Genomic DNA, 18,366 nt, shown 5'->3' with positions numbered 1-18,366 from the left:
TAATATAGACATAAAAAACCAACTAATGTTGGGCTTTTATGTCTAATATTTAAGTCAATTAATTAGAACAACGATTCAAAATCGCCATTTGAAAATAAAACCCCGGGGATGCCACGAACGGCAGTAACGTCAGCTATTTTAGTATCACCAAAATATAAACCGCCACTGTAATTACGGCCCTTTTGTTTTACATCTAACCAACGGCCATTTTCGCCTTTCGCAATGAGGTTAATATTGCCACTAACATCACGAATACGTAAATCCAACGCCCTATTTTTTACACTAACAAATATATCTGTAGAAGTAAGTTCAGATAAATTTTCAACATCACCTACGTATGCAAATTTAAAATCGCTTGCACCACTCAATGGAAAATCTAATTCAAAAGTAAAGGCTAAATCATCATTGTCTTCGCCAATAAAAGGCGAAGCCTCTACTGCTGTGATATGAAATGCAGTGTTTTGAATGCCGCTTACGTAATTACCATTAAAATCAAAGGTAGATAACGTAGTTGACTCCTCACCTAGTGAATTAACAAAACGATTTAAGTTTAATGATAAGTCACCTTCTAGTTTACCCGCTGCTTTATTGATAATTACATTGGTCGTGATCTGCGCTATACCTGTATCAGCTTCTGGGTTTAATTCACTTTGAGCATCTATACCATCAAATTGAATCACCAGCTCACTCACATCAACACTTAATACCGTAGCGCCATTTGTGACAGTTGCACTCATTACACCTTCAATTTTATCTCCCAGTACACCACTTACCCTAAATGTTGGGATTGATAAATCAATTGCTATAGGTAAATCATCATATGTGCCAGTAATAGCCCATGTATAAGGTGATTGGCTATAAATGATATCCAAATCACGAAGCTTATATTGTCCTGCTGGCGTAGAGCCTTCTGCAAGTGGAGAATAGTTTGTAATAACTTCATTTAAAGCATTAGTAAGCGCACTAAAAGTTCTTTGTGTGTCTTCATCAAATGCACCTTCAAGCTCAGTAAATTTTGCGTCTAATTCATCTGAGTAAGCTTTTTCTTGAAGTCTTGCAACACCTATTATATTTCGCGTATCAACAAGTAACTCTCTTGAATCTAAGCTTTGTATTTCTGCTGAACGAGCCTGCCAATTTGTGAATGTAGTTACGCTCGCAATGGTTTGCTTAACTTGACCAGCGACATTTTTCAGCAAAGCATTACCTTGGTCGCTAAATAAGTTATCTGTAACATACTGCACTGCTAAATCGCTGTAATCTTGCCACGCTTGCTGGTCAGTCTCCAAGTTAGTAAATGCATTAAAAGCACTTACAACGCTAAACGTACTATCAGCAACACCAGCTAAAATTGCCGCGTAAGTAAATGCGTTAGTAACCATTTCTGCTTCAACACTTGCATTTAAATTACTGTGCGTTAAATGATAAAAAGGCGTGGCTGATAAACTAGCCTGTGTAGCACCAAAACCTTCGTCAGTAATTGCTTTACTCAATGGCGATAAATAAACCGTATTTACACCAGGAGCACTAAAAGCAGCTGCTTTGTAATTAAGAGTAACGGCTGTTAATTCTTGATAGTCGATTAAACGGTTCGCGTTTAAGTCATTTGCATCACCACGAACTGTTCTGCCGCAACCGGTAAAGCGTGGGCAAGGTAGCGTTGTATCACTAGGTATAAACTCAAAGCTATTAAAAGTAAGTGGAGTTACATTTATACTCGCAGTATTGATGTTTTCGACTTCAATTGATTCTTTCACCACCCCATCACTATCTAAAACATTAAGCGTTCCCTGTGGTGATTGCCAATTAGATACATAAAAATTTACAGAAGAAGATGTTGAAACTTCACTCACTGCAACAGATTCTGAACTGTCACTGTCTGATGAAGAACCACAACCTACCAATGCAATAGCGACCCCTAAAGGTATAATTTGTTTTAACATCTTCATTCCTTAAAACTTAATGTTCACGTACCAATTCACATTCGCATAATAGGCTTTATCTAAATCTAAGCTATCTGTTTGTAAATTAAGACCAAAATATTCACTTTCTATACCAACCAAAAACGCTTCACTTTTTGTTTCGTAGCCTGCTTGTACTTTCCAATGATCCCAAAAGTGAATGCGGCCTTTTAATTGGCTAAACGTGTCTTTATCGTAACGTTTTAAAGTTAGTTGGGTTGAAAAACGCTCGTTTATTCTGTAATCGGCAAATGCTTGTAGTCGCATTTCCATCTCAAAATCATGCGATTCGGTATTTCCAAATGCAGACGTTTTTAATGATACTGTTGGCTGGGTAGTAATGTCGCCGTTGTCATTTTCACTAAATGGAACTTCTGTAGTTTGGCCTTTAACAAAGCCACTATCGTCGTAATCTGTTTTATAGAGTAAATCTTTTACACTAAAACCAAGTTGTAGTTCATCATTTACTTGCCAATCAGCAAAAATATCTAGGCTATAGCCTAGGCCTTCAGGTTTCTGGTCTGGTGTGAATTTTTTAAATAAAATATCTTTTGAAAAATTGTAATCAACAGTTACAGCACCTTCAACTTCATCGCTATAAATTTCGCCATTTACAGTAGCATCTTGAAAATGCGTACTCGAAAAAACGGATAATTTAGGTGTAATTGTTAATGAATTTTTATCTAAAAACTTAAAATCGTAAGATACAAAAACACCATTTGAAGTCGCTTGTTTTGCATCTAAATTATATGTATAAAAACGATCCTCAAACTCTAAATCATTTTTTTCAGTGTGAGTGTATTTGGCCGTATCTGGATCAAAATTAAGCACGTAATCATAGCGACTTTGTAAACCAACCTTAAAATTCCCGAAACCCACACCGACTTCAAATATATTGTAAGTAAATGCACTGTCTCCCGATTTTAGTGGTGCATCGAAATCATCGACAAAAGCTTGTACTGGCTGTGCTTCGGTGTAAATCTCTGCGTCAAAATGTGTAAATACTTGAAATTGGTTATCTGCGGAAACAAATGGAGAAATAAGAGCTGTTGAAAATCCTAACAAGAGAATTTTTTTCATAATTTAATCGCTTTCTATAAAAAAAGGGAAAAGCGCTAGGCTTTTCCCTTTTATAGTTTAAATATTACTTAGATGAATCAATTAAATCAACATCAGTGTAATCAACCACGTCACCATCGATATAGGTTATTGAAATACCATTAGTAATCTCGGTTACTGTACCAAAAGACATCATAGCCTCATTGTACATAGCCATAACGCTACCTATGTAATCCGCACTTTCGCCATCAGTAATAGACAATGTGTAACCCATAGCATCATTCACAGTAATATCTAAGGTACTGTCAGAGCTCATTACTTTAAAGTCTACATCACCAGATACACCTTCTAATGAAATAGAACTTGAATCTGTTTCTTCATCAGCTGTAATGCTTAACACGCCGTTAAAGCCAGAATCGCCATCCATAATTTCAATATGGTTAGTCGTTTCAGTCATTATGATTTCTGCATCATCTACATTATCAGCCGTCACCGCGCCATCAAAAGTAAATACTAAACATGAATCGATTTGAGTAGCATCAATTGTACCTGCTGCAAATTCAACACAATCTGTCAATGCTGCTACTTGCGTATCAGCAGTTACAAGCTTAATAGATGCATCATTTTCACCTACCAGCGTAGCACCCCAAGCAACAACTAGCTTATCACCTTCATAAGAAGCCGCTGCGTTAATCATTTCACCTGTAGTAGCATTGCTAAGCATAAGTGTAAGGTCATCTAAGCTGTAATTGTAAGCCCAGTTAGGGAAACGTGTAGATGTACCCGATGCAGAATCACCCATACCAGAAACTTCATCGATTACATCAGCTACAATTTCAGCAGCATCAATAATAGCATCACCACCAGTACTCGTTAGCACTGTCATAGTCGCTAATGACTCTGACGTAGCTTTAACAGAAGCTAGTACAGTCAGTTTAGGAAGCGCTTCTTCTGCAGCAACTTGAAGCGCTAACGCAGCTGTAAACTGCTCTGATGCTAATTCAGCTTTATCTGTAGCAACTTTAACCATTGCATCAGCATCATCAACTAATGTTTGTGCTGCGTCTTTATCTTCATCTGTTACAGCAACATCTAAATATGCTTGTGCAGCTGCTTTAGCTTGCGCTATAGCAATTTCCAATGCATCTACAGATGCAGCAAATTCAGATGCGGCAGAGACGGCTGCTGTTGCAAGCTCTAGAGCAGCCGCTGCATTAACAGCGGTATCGATCGTCGCGTTTTGTGCATCAGCAAGCGCTGAAGTAGAAGCAGCTTCTGCTGTCATTGATAGGGTTTGCTTTGCATCTGCAACATCTGCTGCATCAATAGCAATAGCTTTTGCCGCCGTTACTTCTACATCAAACTCTGTAACAGCCGCATCAGCAGCAATAACTAATTCAGCAAGCGCTGCGTCAAACGCACTTACTTTGTCAACTTCTGTATTTGCATCAGATAGTAAATCTTCCGCATTATCAAGAATTTGTTGGTATGTATTATTTTGGTCAACAAGTAATGTTGCTGCTGAAACAAGACCTTGAGACTTAATAAATAATTTATTTACTTTATTTGCTAAATCGGCAGTTTCAGCTTCATTAACAAGTGTAGCTACTGCACTTACAAATGCGACAGCACTTGCTGCATCAGTAACCGTATCGCCACCTAGAGATTGAGCATCTGCTAAGTTAGTCTCAGCTGTCACTACTAAAGCTTGTAAAGTAACAAGTTCAGCTTCTGATGCTGTAACTTCTGCTGTAACAGAAACAGCTAATTGAGCATAAAAATTGTCATCAGCTTCACAGTTATCTGTACAACCTAACTTTTCTAATGCTTTTTTAACTTTTTTAGCAATAAGCGCTAAACTAGCGTCAGTTGCTGCGCCATTTTTAATTGCTTTATTTTTTGCGGCTTTTGCTTTAGCAGCAATGCCGGCCGCTTGTAAAATAAATGCATCTTTTTCAGCATCTGTTGCATTTGGATTAACAACATTGAATGCATTTAAAATTGCAGCTTCAATAGCAGCATCATCACCAGTAGCTACGGCTAAAAAGATGTTAGATGTGTTTGTTACTGCTTGTTGAAGTTTAGCGGCTAACGCTGCAATTTCAGTATCATCACTACCGTTTAATTTACCATCTTTAATGCCCGTTTTTAATTTACTTAGCACATCACTGATAGAATCTAAACCTTGAATAGATGACGCTATTTGAGAAATTGCTAAAATACCTTCACTTAACTCTTCTTCACCATCTACATCACTTAAATCAACTGCACCACCATTTGAAGGGTCAGCAAGTAACTCTGGTATTAGAAATGTGTTATCAGGTCCCATCAATTGAAACAAGCTACTCATATTTACTTCAGCAATAAAAGTAGGATGAACTTCAATTTGAGATTCAAGAAGTAACTGAGAACCGATAGTCGTTAAAAATGTAGCATTAGCTCTTAAAGAACGAGATACACCTGGGTCGCCTTGAGCTCCACTTGCACCAGACGTATCAGCTGTAATTGCTGGGACAAATTTGATTACTGAAAGTTCTAGATCAGTTTTGTACCATTCACCAAATTCAATTGCAGTATCGCCATCATTTACATCATCAACTTCTGGGGCCGTTGCGTAAGAACCACAACCTAAGTAAGCATCACATCTTAAAAAGCTCTCATCGCCTTCTGCTGACGTTTTAACTGTGATGTAAACTGGTCCAGTAAAGTTATCTTCTAAGAAAATGCTGTAGCGTCCGCTTTCATTTGTTAGAACATCATCAGGGTTACCTGCAATTTTGTTTGCTTCTAAATCAGCATCTGCGGCATCTTGCGATAAACCTTCTCCAGAGAAAGATTCAGCTTCAGAAGAGGCTTCTAATCTAAATGCAACAGGTACACTTTGACCAGTTGCATCTAATGTAGAAACGCTTACTACCGCGTTCATCATTGCGCCTTTAACAGCTTTACCAGTTACTTCAACATTAAATTGAGCATCATCTGATGAGCTAAAAGATTCAACAGGAGGTACGTATACATTCCTATCGTTATCAGAACCACAAGCTGTTAAACCCAATGTAAGTGCAACTGATGCTGCAATTGGTGTAAATTTGATCATACGCTTCGACATTTATTTCTCCTTGATAGCTTGAAATGAGTATCAGAAATTAGTTTAGTCACAATTTGCATTGTTCAAGTTTATAAGTTTACACGTTTACACGTTTACACGTTTACAAAAATAATAAACGAACACGCAATACTAACCTTTGTTACTAGAATTCTAAAAATACCATTAAGCCATATATTTTTGCTACATATTTATACATTTTATTAAATGTATTTTGATTTTATCTACATACTATTTCTTTATGACCCTCAGTAATCTAATTAAAAATCATAAAAACTCAGGACGCTAAAATATAGTATATCCATTTTGTGAATTGAATATTACATTTAATTTAGTTTGTTAATATTATTCTTCAAGTAAATGCGATGAATCGAAGAAAAAAGCGGTTTTTTTACTGAACTGGAATGAAAATTAACTAAAAAATATGACTATGACAACATTCAAATTTTTTCTATCGCTAAGCATTGAGTCATATATTTGGTTTTTCTTTTTATTACCTAAGGCAATTTAATCCCGATGCGAGGTTTGTAATCTAGTGGGCTCGCTAACTGCGTTGAAAATAGCTGGCTAGAGAAAATAAGTTTAATATCAGCATGATTCAATATGTTAGTAAATCTCTTAACCAGAGTTCAGATTAAGTAATAACCGAACAAACAGTCCCCAAGACGAATCCAAGGGCAATGTATGTTTGATATCTATGCTGCGTTATCGCCTATTTATAGTAAATAACACCATAGGCGTTGCCTTGCCTAAAAACCAAACATACAACTGCAAATTCAACCTCGAAGATAAATAGACCCAGATATTGAAATAATTACTCGATAGAAAACCCCACTGTATAATCACAAGAGGGACTTTATTTTAATAAGGAACCCTTACAACCCCTTCCATTAATACCCGTGCACTGCGGCTCATACTTGCTTTAGTGACAAGCCAATTACCTGCACTGTTTTTAGCCTCAGCCCCTACTTTTAGCGTGCCCGACGGATGACCAAAGTTAACCTCACTTAATGCGCCGCCACCAGCGGCTATATTAACGAGTGTGCCTTCAATTGCTGCAGCTGTGCCAATAGCAACAGCAGCTGTGCCCATCATGGCATGGTGCAGTTTACCCATCGACATAGCGCGCACTAATAAGTTGATATTTGCAGCTTCAATAAGCTTTCCGCTAGACGCTTTGTAATCTAAAGGCGCTGCAACAAACGCAACCTTTGGTGTGTGTTGGCGAGCTTGCGCTTCACTAATGTTAGTGATTAAGCGCATTTTAACAGCGCCATAAGCACGAATGGTTTCAAGCTTTTCAAGCGCTGCAACATCGTTATTTATATCGTCTTGCAGCTCTGTGCCGATATAACCAATATCAGTGGCGTTAATAAATACAGTAGGAATACCTGCATTTATCATGGTTGCTTTTAAAGTACCAACACCCGGTACTTTTAAGTCATCAACTACGTTACCTGTTGGAAATAACGCGCCATCGCCATCAGCGGGGTCCATAAATTCAAGTTTTACTTCAGCAGCTGCAAAGGTAACGCCATCGAGCTCAAAGTCGCCGGTTTCTTGCACTTCGCCATTGGTTATAGGGACATGCACTAATATGCTTTTTTTAATATTAGCCTGCCACACACGCACAATAGCAACACCGTTATCGGGTACTCTGCTTTTATCGACCAAACCATTACTAATGGCAAAAGCACCGACTGCTGACGTTAAATTACCGCAGTTACCGCTCCAATCCACAAATGGTTTATCTATCGCCACTTGACCAAACAAGTAATCAACATCGTGATCGGCTTGCTCACTTTTACTTAAGATTACGGTTTTACTGGTACTTGATGTAGCGCCGCCCATTCCATCCGTTTGCTTAGCATACGGATCGGGGCTGCCAATAACGCGCAGTAATAAATTATCGCGCGCCTCGCCTGCTACTTGAGCAGGCTTTGGTAAATCAGTTAAATTAAAAAACACCTTTACTGGTGCCGCCACGCATATAGGTTGCAGGCACTTTAATTTGCGGTTTAAACATAATATTTGCCCTTATGCAGATTGCGTTGCTTCTAAAAAGTCTTGAGCAAAGCGTTGTAACACGCCACCAGCCGCGTAAATAGAAAGCTCTTCTTGGGTATCGATACGGCACTTCATAGGCACAGTGAGTACTTCACCGTCTTTACGGATAATACTTAAATTAACGGTGGCACCTGGTTTTAAATCACCCGCTACATCATACGTTTCACTGCCATCCAGCTTGAGCGTTTTACGCGTTGTGCCCGCTTTAAACTCAAGCGGTAAAACACCCATACCAATTAAGTTAGTACGGTGAATACGCTCAAAACCTTCAGCTGCTATTACTTCAACGCCTGCAAGTCTTACGCCTTTTGCAGCCCAATCGCGCGACGAACCTTGACCGTAATCGGCACCGGCTACGATAATAAGTGGTTGCTTACGCTCCATGTAAGTTTCGATTGCTTCCCACATACGAGTATTAGTGCCTTGTGGTTCTAAGCGTGCGTAAGAGCCTTGCTTAACTTCGCCGTTTTCGTCCAGTACCATTTCATTAAGTAGTTTAGGGTTTGCAAATGTTGCACGCTGCGCTGTTAAATGATCGCCCCGGTGCGTTGCGTACGAGTTGTAGTCTTCCTCTGGGACGTTCATTTTGGTCAGGTATTCGCCAGCAGCGCTGCTTGCCATAATTGCGTTTGATGGCGATAAATGATCCGTTGTAATGTTATCGCCAAGAACTGCAAGCGCACGCATACCGGTCATTGTGCGCTCACCCGCAAGTGCACCTTCCCAATAAGGAGGGCGACGAATGTACGTACTTTCTGGGCGCCAGTCGTAAAGTGGATCGTTATCTTCACCGTAATCTACGGTTAAATTAAACATCGGCTCGTATACTTTTCTAAATTGCTCTGGCTTAACGCTTTGCTTAATTACTGCATCAATCTCTTCGTCAGATGGCCATAAATCTTTAAGCGTAATATCGTTGCCTTGTTGATCTTGCCCTAGTATCCCCTTTTCAATATCAAAGCGAATAGTACCCGCAATAGCGTACGCAACAACTAAAGGAGGTGACGCTAAAAATGCTTGCTTAGCATAAGGATGAATGCGTCCATCAAAGTTACGATTGCCCGAAAGCACCGCTGTCGTGTATAAATCGCGTTCGATTACTTCTTCTTGAATAACAGGGTCAAGGGCTCCACTCATACCATTACAGGTAGTACACGCAAAACCAACAATGCCAAAGCCAAGTTGCTCAAGCTCTGTTAGTAGGTTTGCATCTTCAAGGTACGATTGCACCGCTTTTGAACCCGGTGCTAATGAGGTTTTAACCCAAGGTTTACGCGTTAAGCCTTTTGCATTTGCGTTACGTGCAAGGAGTGCTGCGGCAATTACATTGCGTGGATTACTGGTATTGGTACAACTAGTAATAGCCGCAATAATACACGCGCCGTCTGGCATTAAGCCTTCTTCATTTTCAACAATGCCCGAAATACCTTCTTTAGCTAAATCGCTTGTCGATACACGGCGGTGCGGATTAGATGGACCGGCAATATTGCGCCCCACGCTTGATAAATCAAACGTAAGCACACGCTCGTATTTTGCGGTTTTTAAGCTATCGCTCCAAAGGCCTGCTGTTTTAGCGTAGTTTTCTACAAGGGCAATTTGTTCTTCTTCACGCCCTGTTAAACGCAAGTAATCTATTGTTTTATCATCGATATAAAACATGGCTGCAGTTGCGCCAAATTCAGGTGTCATGTTTGAAATGGTTGCTCTGTCACCAAGAGTAAGCGCATCGGCACCTTCACCGTAAAACTCTAAATAAGTAGATACAACACGCTGCTCACGTAAAAACTCAGTAATAGCCAGCACAATATCGGTTGCGGTAATACCGGGTTGGCGCTTACCAGTTAGCTCAACACCGACAATATCAGGTAAGCGAATATAAGAAGCACGGCCAAGCATAACGCTTTCCGCTTCAAGCCCGCCTACACCCACAGCAATAACGCCCAGCGCATCAACATGTGGCGTGTGGCTGTCGGTGCCAACTAGTGTATCTGGGAATGCAATGCCATCTCGATTTTGAATAACCGGCGACATTTTTTCAAGGTTAATTTGATGCATAATGCCGTTACCCGGTGGGATCACGTCGATATTTTTAAACGCAGTTTTTGTCCAGTTTATAAAATGAAAACGGTCGTCATTGCGTCTGTCTTCAATGGCACGATTTTTTTCAAATGCGTCAGGATCAAAACCGGCATGCTCTACCGCTAGTGAATGATCAACTATTAACTGCGTAGGTACTACCGGATTCACTTTAGCCGGATCGCCGCCTTTGGCTGCAATTGCATCACGAAGCCCAGCTAAATCAACAAGTGCTGTTTGGCCTAAAATATCGTGGCATACCACGCGCGCCGGATACCACGGGAAATCTAAATCTTGCTTGCGCTCAATTAGCTGGTTAAGTGCATCGGTTAACATAGCAGGGTCGCATCGGCGTACTAGATTTTCGGCAAATACACGTGATGTATAAGGTAGTGTGGCGTATGCACCTGGCTTAATTGCATCTACGGCTTCTTGCGTATCGTAATAGTCGACATTTGAGCCCGGTAGAGGTTTACGGTATTGGGTATTATTAATTATGGTCATAATAAATTCGCTAATTGGTGACGGTGTTTGCTCACAGCTAGCGTGTTTAATGAAAAGTTTGAGAAAAACTGCTCGCTAGTGGCTATGTGCAATAAAAAGTGAGCACATGCGTGCTCACCCATTTTTTAACGTGACTCTATTGGTGTGTAACTACGAGCATCAGGGCCTGTGTAATCGGCACTTGGGCGGATAATACGGTTGTTAGCGCGTTGCTCTTTTACATGCGCAGTCCAACCAGTAACACGGCTCATTACAAATATTGGCGTAAATAATTTAGTTGGAATATCCATAAAATGATAAGCAGACGCATGGAAAAAATCAGCATTACAAAACAGCTTCTTCTCGCGCCACATAATCTCTTCACAACGAACAGACACAGGGTAAAGCACGGTATCGCCTACCTCTGCTGCTAGTTTTTCAGACCATTTTTTAATAATTATATTGCGTGGATCAGATTCGCGATAAATAGCATGACCAAAGCCCATTATTTTGTCTTTACGTTCAAGCATGCCCATGACTTCTTGTTCAGCATGCTCAGCACTTGTAAAGCCTTGAATCATATCCATAGCCGCTTCGTTAGCACCACCATGAAGTGGACCACGCAGCGTACCAATCGCGCCAGTTACACAAGAATGAATATCAGATAAAGTTGAAGCACATACACGTCCCGTAAAGGTAGAGGCGTTAAATTCATGCTCTGCGTATAAAATTAGTGATACGTTCATCACTTGCGCAAATAACTCGCTGGGTGCTTTGTCGTGTAACAGTGTTAAAAAGTGTGCGCCAACAGAGTCGTCATCTGTTTGTGCTTCAATGCGTACACCATCGTGTGTAAAGCGGTACCAGTAACAAATAATACTTGGGAACACAGCAATCATACGATCAATTGCATCATTGGCTTGGCTAAAATCAAGCTCCATTTCAAGGTTACCCAACATTGAGCAACCCGTGCGCATTACATCCATTGGGTGCGCGTCTTTAGGAATATTTTCAAGCACGGTTTTAAGTGCATCTGGTAAGCCGCGTAAACTTTTTAGTTTTGCTTTATATTCTGCCAATTCGCTAGTTGTAGGTAACTCGCCGCGTGAAAGTAAAAAAGACACTTCTTCAAATTGCGCTTTTTCGGCAAGTTCGCTAATATCGTAACCACAATACGTTAAACCAGAACCGCTTTGTCCAACAGTACACAATGCTGTTTGACCAGCCACTTGTCCGCGTAAACCCGCGCCGCCTAATGCTTTATCTACCATGTTCTTCTCCTATCTTAAATTTGTGTGTGATTTTATTTTTTAATAATTATTATTTGTCAGATTTTGATGAAAAAAGGGTGTCGAGTGTGTTCTCGTACGTGTGGTAATCTAAAAAGTCATAAAGCTCTGCGCGCGTTTGCATATTTTCGATTTGGCTTTGTTGCGAGCCTTCATTTAAAATTGCTGAATACACGTTTAATGCTGCTTTGTTCATGGCTCTAAATGCACTTAGTGGGTAGAGCACCATTTCAACGCCTACATTGCTTAACTGCTCTTTTGTGTAAATAGGTGTTTGGCCAAACTCAGTAATGTTTGCCAAAATTGGAACGTTGATCGCTTTTGCAAATGCTTGGTAATCAGCAAGGTCGTGTACGGCTTCTGCAAAAATAGCGTCAGCACCGGCTTCAACACAGGCCGCTGCACGGTCAATAGCGGCATTTAAACCTTCTTTTTGAAATGCATCGGTACGGGCCATAATATAAAAATCGCTATCGGTTTTTGCATCAACCGCCGCTTTAATACGGTCAACCATTTCACCTTGGCTTACAATTTCTTTATTAGGACGATGGCCACAGCGCTTTTGTGCTACTTGGTCTTCAATATGAAAACCCGCCGCACCGGCTTTAGTCATTTCTTTTACTGTGCGTGCAATGTTAAACGCCCCACCCCAACCGGTATCGGCATCAACAAGTAGCGGCAAGTCGCTAGCACCCGTAATACGGCGAATATCTTCAAGCACGTTATCAAGACTTGTCATACCCAAATCTGGCATACCAAACGAGGCGTTTGCAACACCGGCACCTGAAAGATAAATAGCTTGGTGACCCATTTTTTCAGCCATCATCGCTGTGTAGGCGTTAATAGTACCTACCACTTGTAACGGGCGGTTATTGGCAATAGCGTGTTTAAATTTTAACCCTGCTGACATTACTTTCTCCTCACTTTGAACGGTTGCTACGTGGAGTAACTTATAGTTTTAATCTGTAATTATGACTGTTTAACTGCTCTACTTAACTTTTAACTTTTAGCTTTTAGCTTTTAGCTTTTAGCTTTTAGCAGCTTATGCTTTTTACTTAGCTAATAAGTCGAATTTGGTTTGAATATTTGCTTGCGACGCACTGATATGGCGCTTCATGAGCATTTCGGCCAGCTCGCCATCGTGGTTTTCAATGGCGTTAATAATCGCTAAATGCTCATCAAACGCTTTTGATACACGCGGCCCCACCATGCCCATTTGTACACGGTACATGCGTATTAATTGATAGAGCTCATTACACAGTAAATGAATTAAATGCGCGTTTTTACTGCCTTGAATAATACGGTAATGAAAGTCTAAATCGCCGGCTTCTTGATAGTAAGATTCGCCCTCTTTAACACGCTGTGTTTGTAGGTGCTGATTAAGTAATTGCTTTAAGCCTTTTACTTCTTCGGGTTCCATATTGTCGGCAGCCAGCCTACATGCCAAACCTTCAAGTGAGCTGCGAACTTGATAAACTTCAATCAAACGCTCAGCGGTAAGGGCAACTACTCGGCAACCTACGTTAGCTTTACGTTCAACAAGGTAGCAACTTTCTAAGCGATTTAACGCTTCTCTTAGCGTTGCACGGCTTACACCATAACGCTTTGCAAGTTCAGGTTCTGATATTTTACTGCCTTGAACTATGCTGCCTTCAACAATCTCACGGCGCATATCTACAAATACTTGATCTGATGCGGTAGTTATAGGCGCTTCGTTTAAAAATGTGTGTGTCATAAGTTATTTTTTAGATTGTCGACAATTAATGCCGTTACTATGGGCTTATTAAAAAACCATGTCAACCCTTGAGCACAACAAAAAGACTAAAAAACGCACTCATTGTCGACACTATTAATCTAAAGTCGTATAAAACCACCTTTAAAATAGAGTAAAACAACAAAGTGTCGACACAGTAATAAATTGGATGTTACGTTTTTAAGCGCTGAAAATGCGTTATATAAATGCTATTATCGCGCTTTATTTTTATAGTATGAGCTAACGCGTGAACGCCAACACTTTTATTCCTGAGCACTTTATTGATGACGTAAAAACCTATTTACCAGCGCATCTAAACTTAGATGACTTTTTAAATGCGTGTCGCAGGCCGCTCAGAAAATCTATCCGCGTTAATACATTAAAAATTAGCATTGAAGAATTTGTAAAACGTGCAACTGAAAAAAATTGGCTGCTAACCCCCATCCCTTGGTGCAGTGAAGGCTTTTGGTTAGAACGTCCCGAAGATGAAGAGCAAAACCTAGCCCTCGGTAATACCGACTTACACCTAAGCGGTGCGATGTACGTACAAGAAGCAAGTTCAATGCTGCCGCCTATTGCCTTAAAGCAAAGTATTGAACTCACAGGCACTCAAAATAACACCGTGCTTGATATGGCATCAGCGCCGGGCTCTAAAACCTCACAGCTAGCTGCGCTTATGAATAACCAAGGCGTGCTTGTTGCAAATGAGCTTTCGTCATCTCGTTTAAAGGTACTTAGCGCCACCTTAAAACGCATGGGGGTCGGTAACTGTGCGCTCTCGCACTTTGATGGCGTTATATTTGGCAACTACATGTTTGAATGCTTTGATAGCATATTGCTAGACGCGCCATGCTCTGGCGAAGGTACTGTGCGTAAAGACGCCGACGCACTAAAAAATTGGTCAATAGAATCAAACATACAAATAGCCCAAGTACAAAAAGACTTAATTAAAAGCGCATTTTACGCATTAAAGCCAGGTGGCACGTTAGTGTATTCAACCTGTACACTTACTCCGCTCGAAAACCAGCAAGTATGCGATTATTTACTCAGTGAATTTGGCGACTATATAGAGCCACAATCCCTAAGTGATTTATTTGAAGGTGCAAGCGAAGCCACAACTAATGAGGGCTATTTACATGTATGGCCGCAAACCTTCGATAGCGAAGGCTTTTTTATTGCTAAATTTAAAAAGCACGCAAGTTGCGATAACCCAAATCAAACTGTTAAAAAAGGCGCGTTTCCGTTTAACGAGTTTGATAAAAAGCAAAGTGCCGCGTTTATGCAGTCGCTTAAAAAGCACTTTGAATTAACTAATCTTCCTGGCAACTTAATGCAGCGCGACAAAGAGCTGTGGTTATTTCCACAAGGGTTTGAAGCCCTGCAAAATAAAATTAAGTACGCACGCTTAGGTATTCAAATTGGCATTATTCATAAAAATGGCGTAAGGCTAACGCACGAGTTTGCAACCGTATTTGGCAATGAGTGTAAAACTAATGTATTTGCTTTAAATAACGAGCAAGCAAATGATTATTTTCAAGGTAAAGATATACGCTTAACGGAAGCAACTCAGACAATAGGTGAAGTAGTATTAACACTGTGTGGTTGCCCTATTGGGCTCGGGAAATGGCAAAAAAATAAGATCAAAAATTCACTACCCCGAGATCTAGTGCAAAATACGCAGTTAATAAGCTGGGTATAAAAAATGGATAACCATTTTAAACTGCGCATAAAAAATCTAAGCATTTGTTATTAAATATAACTAAATGCAAAATTTAGTTATGCCTTTTATCATTACTTAACTACACTTTTAAGTACTTTCTTCTTCTCCCTAAGAATCTAGAAAGTTTTTTTAGTTAACGCAAGACTCAACAGAGAGTCATTCTAAAGCCCAGAGTTTTCCTAATTACTCTGGGCATTTTTTAATTTTCAACTAAATCAAATTCGGTTAATTCCCCAGAGCCATGAATCAATTGATAGCGCGCTAAATTGCCTTGTTCGAGTGTTATTAAACTAATCGCAGAGTCACTTACTAAATACTTTTGCCCTTCGCCCTTAGTTTGGTGTTTATCTACTTCCATATGCCAACGTTTAGTAAAAAAGTTAAGTGGGCTTTTTGGTCCATATAAAATTGAATCTAGTTTATCGAGTACGTTTATTAATTTACGTGGAAATTCGTTTTTAATACCACTGGCGGTAAGTTGCCAAATTCGGTTGGGGTGATTACCAAAACGTTTTTGCACTGAAAAACAAAATGAATAGTGCACGTCTCCCGATAAAATAAGCGTTTCGTTTGGTGTATCAGTTCGCCTAAACGTATCGAGTAGTTTTTTAGCCGATCCTTCGTGTGCCATCCAGTTCTCTACATCAACCATAAGCGGTTGCCCGCAAATATTAAACATGGCTTGAATAGCTTCTATTGATTTAACACCAAATACGGGGGCTGGTGATACAATAATAACCTGATCGTGGCTTAATAGGCTTTCTTCAAGCTCTGTTAGGCGTTCCCAATCAAGTAGACCTGAAGGCTCGTTAAAATTTTGCTCATTTCGCCAACGGTGCGTACGTGTATCTAGCACCACTACTTTTGGGGTTGTAGTTAACTCGTAATGCCAAAAACTAAAATCGTTTAGTGGTTTATCAAATGCTTTAAACTGCCATAAATTATTAGCAGTACGGCTTTGCTTAAAAGGTGTTAGTAACTCGCCTGTTTTATTTAGTGCATCGTTCCCCATTCCTTGGAAAAGCCAATAACTAATTAAGCCGTTATTAATGATTCGTTTACTACTTGGATTTTCATTTATAGCTTGCTCCCACCCAGCGGTGAGGTTCCAATCATCGGTTACATCATGATCGTCAAACATCATTAATGTCGATACATTGGCAAACAACCGCTCTACTTCACTTAAGCCTTTTGCATAATCAATCAGTGCTGTTTTTTCAGCGTCAAAAATAGTTTTGTTTTGCTTGTTTTGACCTAAATACGTTGTATTTTGTATATCAACGCATTGCCAAGCAGCAGCACTAAAATTTAATAAATAAAGCGCTATGTATTCTTCAAAATGGATAAGGTGATTGTAGGCTTTTACACTTGAAAAGTGAGGTTCGTCTTTTTTTAGCCAGTAACCTATACCTAATTTTGAACGTTTTTGCCAAGGCGTTTTTGGTAAATACAAATGACGATTATAAAGTTGCTCTTTTATATCGTCCGGTAACTCAATGGCAAGTGGTTGCTCTTTATAAATACCGAGTTGCTTAACTAACTGATGAATAGCTAATAACATGGGGCCTGCTACGTCATCGGCGTAAACCTGGTCACCGCTCAGTAATAGCAATTGTGCGCCTTGATTATTATTACCGCGCTGATTATTTTGCCAGTGACTTGCAGACACTAAGCTATCTTTTGCTGGATGATGTGCATTACGGCACGAGCCATGCAAAATATCATTTAATTTATTAGGAATTACAAATGCAGGCGTTGTTTGACCGCTATAGCACCAAGGCGATAAATCGATTACTGTATCGTCAATTACAAGCTCATAGTTTAATAAGCTATCTAGAGGGAGTTTGTTGTCTATTGGCTTTATAATGACGAAATGCAGATACAAATGTTCCCCTAAAGAAACAGTGTGTTGATCACTATAACACTCAACATTTAATAAGTTTATTTGGCAGTTTGCAGACTTGCTGGTAGCAAACTGAATACAGACTCCAGTTTGCTCTGCACGGCGCACCATTGGCCCCATTAGTAAAATAGGAAGGTTTGCCGTGTTAGTAATCATGCATTTAGCCTTTAGCTGCTAATTTAAATAAAGAATAAAAGTTCTCGGTAGTCGCTTTAGCCAGTTCATTAAAGCTAATGCCTTTAAGTTCGCTAATATAATAAGCAACGTCTTCTACGTATGCTGGCTGATTTGTTTGCCCACGATACGGTACCGGTGCTAAATAAGGCGAGTCGGTTTCTATTAATAAGCGATCGAGTGGGATTTTTTTACGACTTCTTTTAGTTCTAAAGCATTTTTAAAGGTAACAATGCCGGAAATAGAAATATAAAAGCCCATGTCTATGGCTTTTTTAGCCATATCCCAGTCTTCAGTAAAACAATGCAATACGCCACCGCAATTTTCCGCTTTATGTTCACGCATTAAGTTTATGGTGTCGACACGTGCATCGCGAGTATGAATAATTAACGGCTTTTGTAATTCGTTAGCTACTTCAATATGCCCAACAAAACTGGCTTGCTGTACTGCATGTGTATCTTTTGAATAATAATAATCAAGGCCTGTTTCGCCAATAGCGACTACTTTGTCGTGCGATGCTAGGTCAATTAACTGCTGCTTGTTAAGTGCGTCTTTTTGATCAAGTGGATGTACGCCACAAGAAGCTGATACATCGTCGTAATGCTGAATTTTATCAAGCATACTCGGGAACTGATCAAGTGTTACACTTACACATAAAAAATGCTCAACCTTTTTAGCACGTGCTTTATCAAGCACTTGGTCAAGGTTTAAATCAAGTTTATCAAAATCAAGACGGTCTAAATGGCAATGCGAATCTACAATCAAAATTGGGCCT

At 39.9% G+C, this 18,366-nt stretch carries 9 protein-coding genes and 2 pseudogenes; 1 reads left to right on the top strand and 10 read right to left on the bottom strand.

Annotated elements, in window-relative coordinates:
- Positions 1 to 62: 62 nt before the first annotated feature.
- The 8 genes and pseudogenes from P4S71_RS16205 to P4S71_RS16170 all read right to left on the bottom strand — a co-directional run bounded on the left by P4S71_RS16205 (position 63) and on the right by P4S71_RS16170 (position 13,776).
- Positions 63 to 1,943: a hypothetical protein gene (locus tag P4S71_RS16205; protein WP_337151006.1), complete on the bottom strand. Its 1,881-nt coding sequence runs from the start codon at positions 1,941 to 1,943 to the stop codon at positions 63 to 65.
- A gap of 9 nt (positions 1,944 to 1,952) precedes the next feature.
- Positions 1,953 to 3,044, bottom strand: a complete 1,092-nt coding sequence (locus P4S71_RS16200) for a hypothetical protein (RefSeq protein WP_337151637.1) — start codon at positions 3,042 to 3,044, stop codon at positions 1,953 to 1,955.
- Positions 3,045 to 3,105: 61 nt separating this feature from the next.
- Positions 3,106 to 6,129: a hypothetical protein gene (locus P4S71_RS16195; protein ID WP_337151005.1), complete on the bottom strand. Its 3,024-nt coding sequence runs from the start codon at positions 6,127 to 6,129 to the stop codon at positions 3,106 to 3,108.
- A gap of 858 nt (positions 6,130 to 6,987) precedes the next feature.
- A pseudogene (gene prpF / locus P4S71_RS16190) lies at positions 6,988 to 8,152 on the bottom strand (2-methylaconitate cis-trans isomerase PrpF).
- 11 nt (positions 8,153 to 8,163) lie between these two features.
- A complete protein-coding gene (gene acnD / locus P4S71_RS16185) occupies positions 8,164 to 10,773 on the bottom strand; it encodes a Fe/S-dependent 2-methylisocitrate dehydratase AcnD (protein WP_337151004.1) in 2,610 nt (869 codons plus the stop codon).
- A gap of 125 nt (positions 10,774 to 10,898) precedes the next feature.
- Positions 10,899 to 12,023 (bottom strand): bifunctional 2-methylcitrate synthase/citrate synthase, encoded by a 1,125-nt coding sequence (gene prpC / locus P4S71_RS16180; protein WP_337151003.1) that lies wholly within the window; start codon positions 12,021 to 12,023, stop codon positions 10,899 to 10,901.
- A gap of 49 nt (positions 12,024 to 12,072) precedes the next feature.
- Positions 12,073 to 12,951 (bottom strand): methylisocitrate lyase, encoded by an 879-nt coding sequence (gene prpB / locus P4S71_RS16175; protein WP_337151002.1) that lies wholly within the window; start codon positions 12,949 to 12,951, stop codon positions 12,073 to 12,075.
- Between the two features lie 141 nt (positions 12,952 to 13,092).
- On the bottom strand, positions 13,093 to 13,776 hold the full coding sequence (locus P4S71_RS16170) for a GntR family transcriptional regulator (RefSeq protein WP_096793321.1): 684 nt from the start codon (positions 13,774 to 13,776) through the stop codon (positions 13,093 to 13,095).
- A 265-nt stretch (positions 13,777 to 14,041) separates the two neighbouring features.
- On the opposite strand from P4S71_RS16170, the gene rsmF reads away from it, so the two are divergent.
- Positions 14,042 to 15,493, top strand: coding sequence for a 16S rRNA (cytosine(1407)-C(5))-methyltransferase RsmF (rsmF, locus tag P4S71_RS16165; RefSeq protein ID WP_337151001.1), 1,452 nt, complete (start codon positions 14,042 to 14,044; stop codon positions 15,491 to 15,493).
- Positions 15,494 to 15,713: 220 nt separating this feature from the next.
- Here the strand turns inward: rsmF and P4S71_RS16160 are convergent, their stop codons facing one another.
- Both P4S71_RS16160 and P4S71_RS16155 read right to left on the bottom strand, forming a co-directional pair.
- Positions 15,714 to 17,573 (bottom strand): alkaline phosphatase D family protein, encoded by a 1,860-nt coding sequence (locus P4S71_RS16160; protein WP_337151000.1) that lies wholly within the window; start codon positions 17,571 to 17,573, stop codon positions 15,714 to 15,716.
- Positions 17,574 to 17,655: 82 nt separating this feature from the next.
- Positions 17,656 to 18,356 (bottom strand): annotated as a pseudogene (locus P4S71_RS16155) (TatD family hydrolase); the annotation flags it as partial.
- Between the last annotated feature and the right edge of the window lie 10 nt (positions 18,357 to 18,366).

The organism is Pseudoalteromonas sp. B62 (assembly GCF_037162565.1).
Classification (GTDB): Bacteria; Pseudomonadota; Gammaproteobacteria; order Enterobacterales; family Alteromonadaceae; genus Pseudoalteromonas; species Pseudoalteromonas fuliginea.
This window is presented reverse-complemented; position numbering and strand designations above follow the sequence as displayed.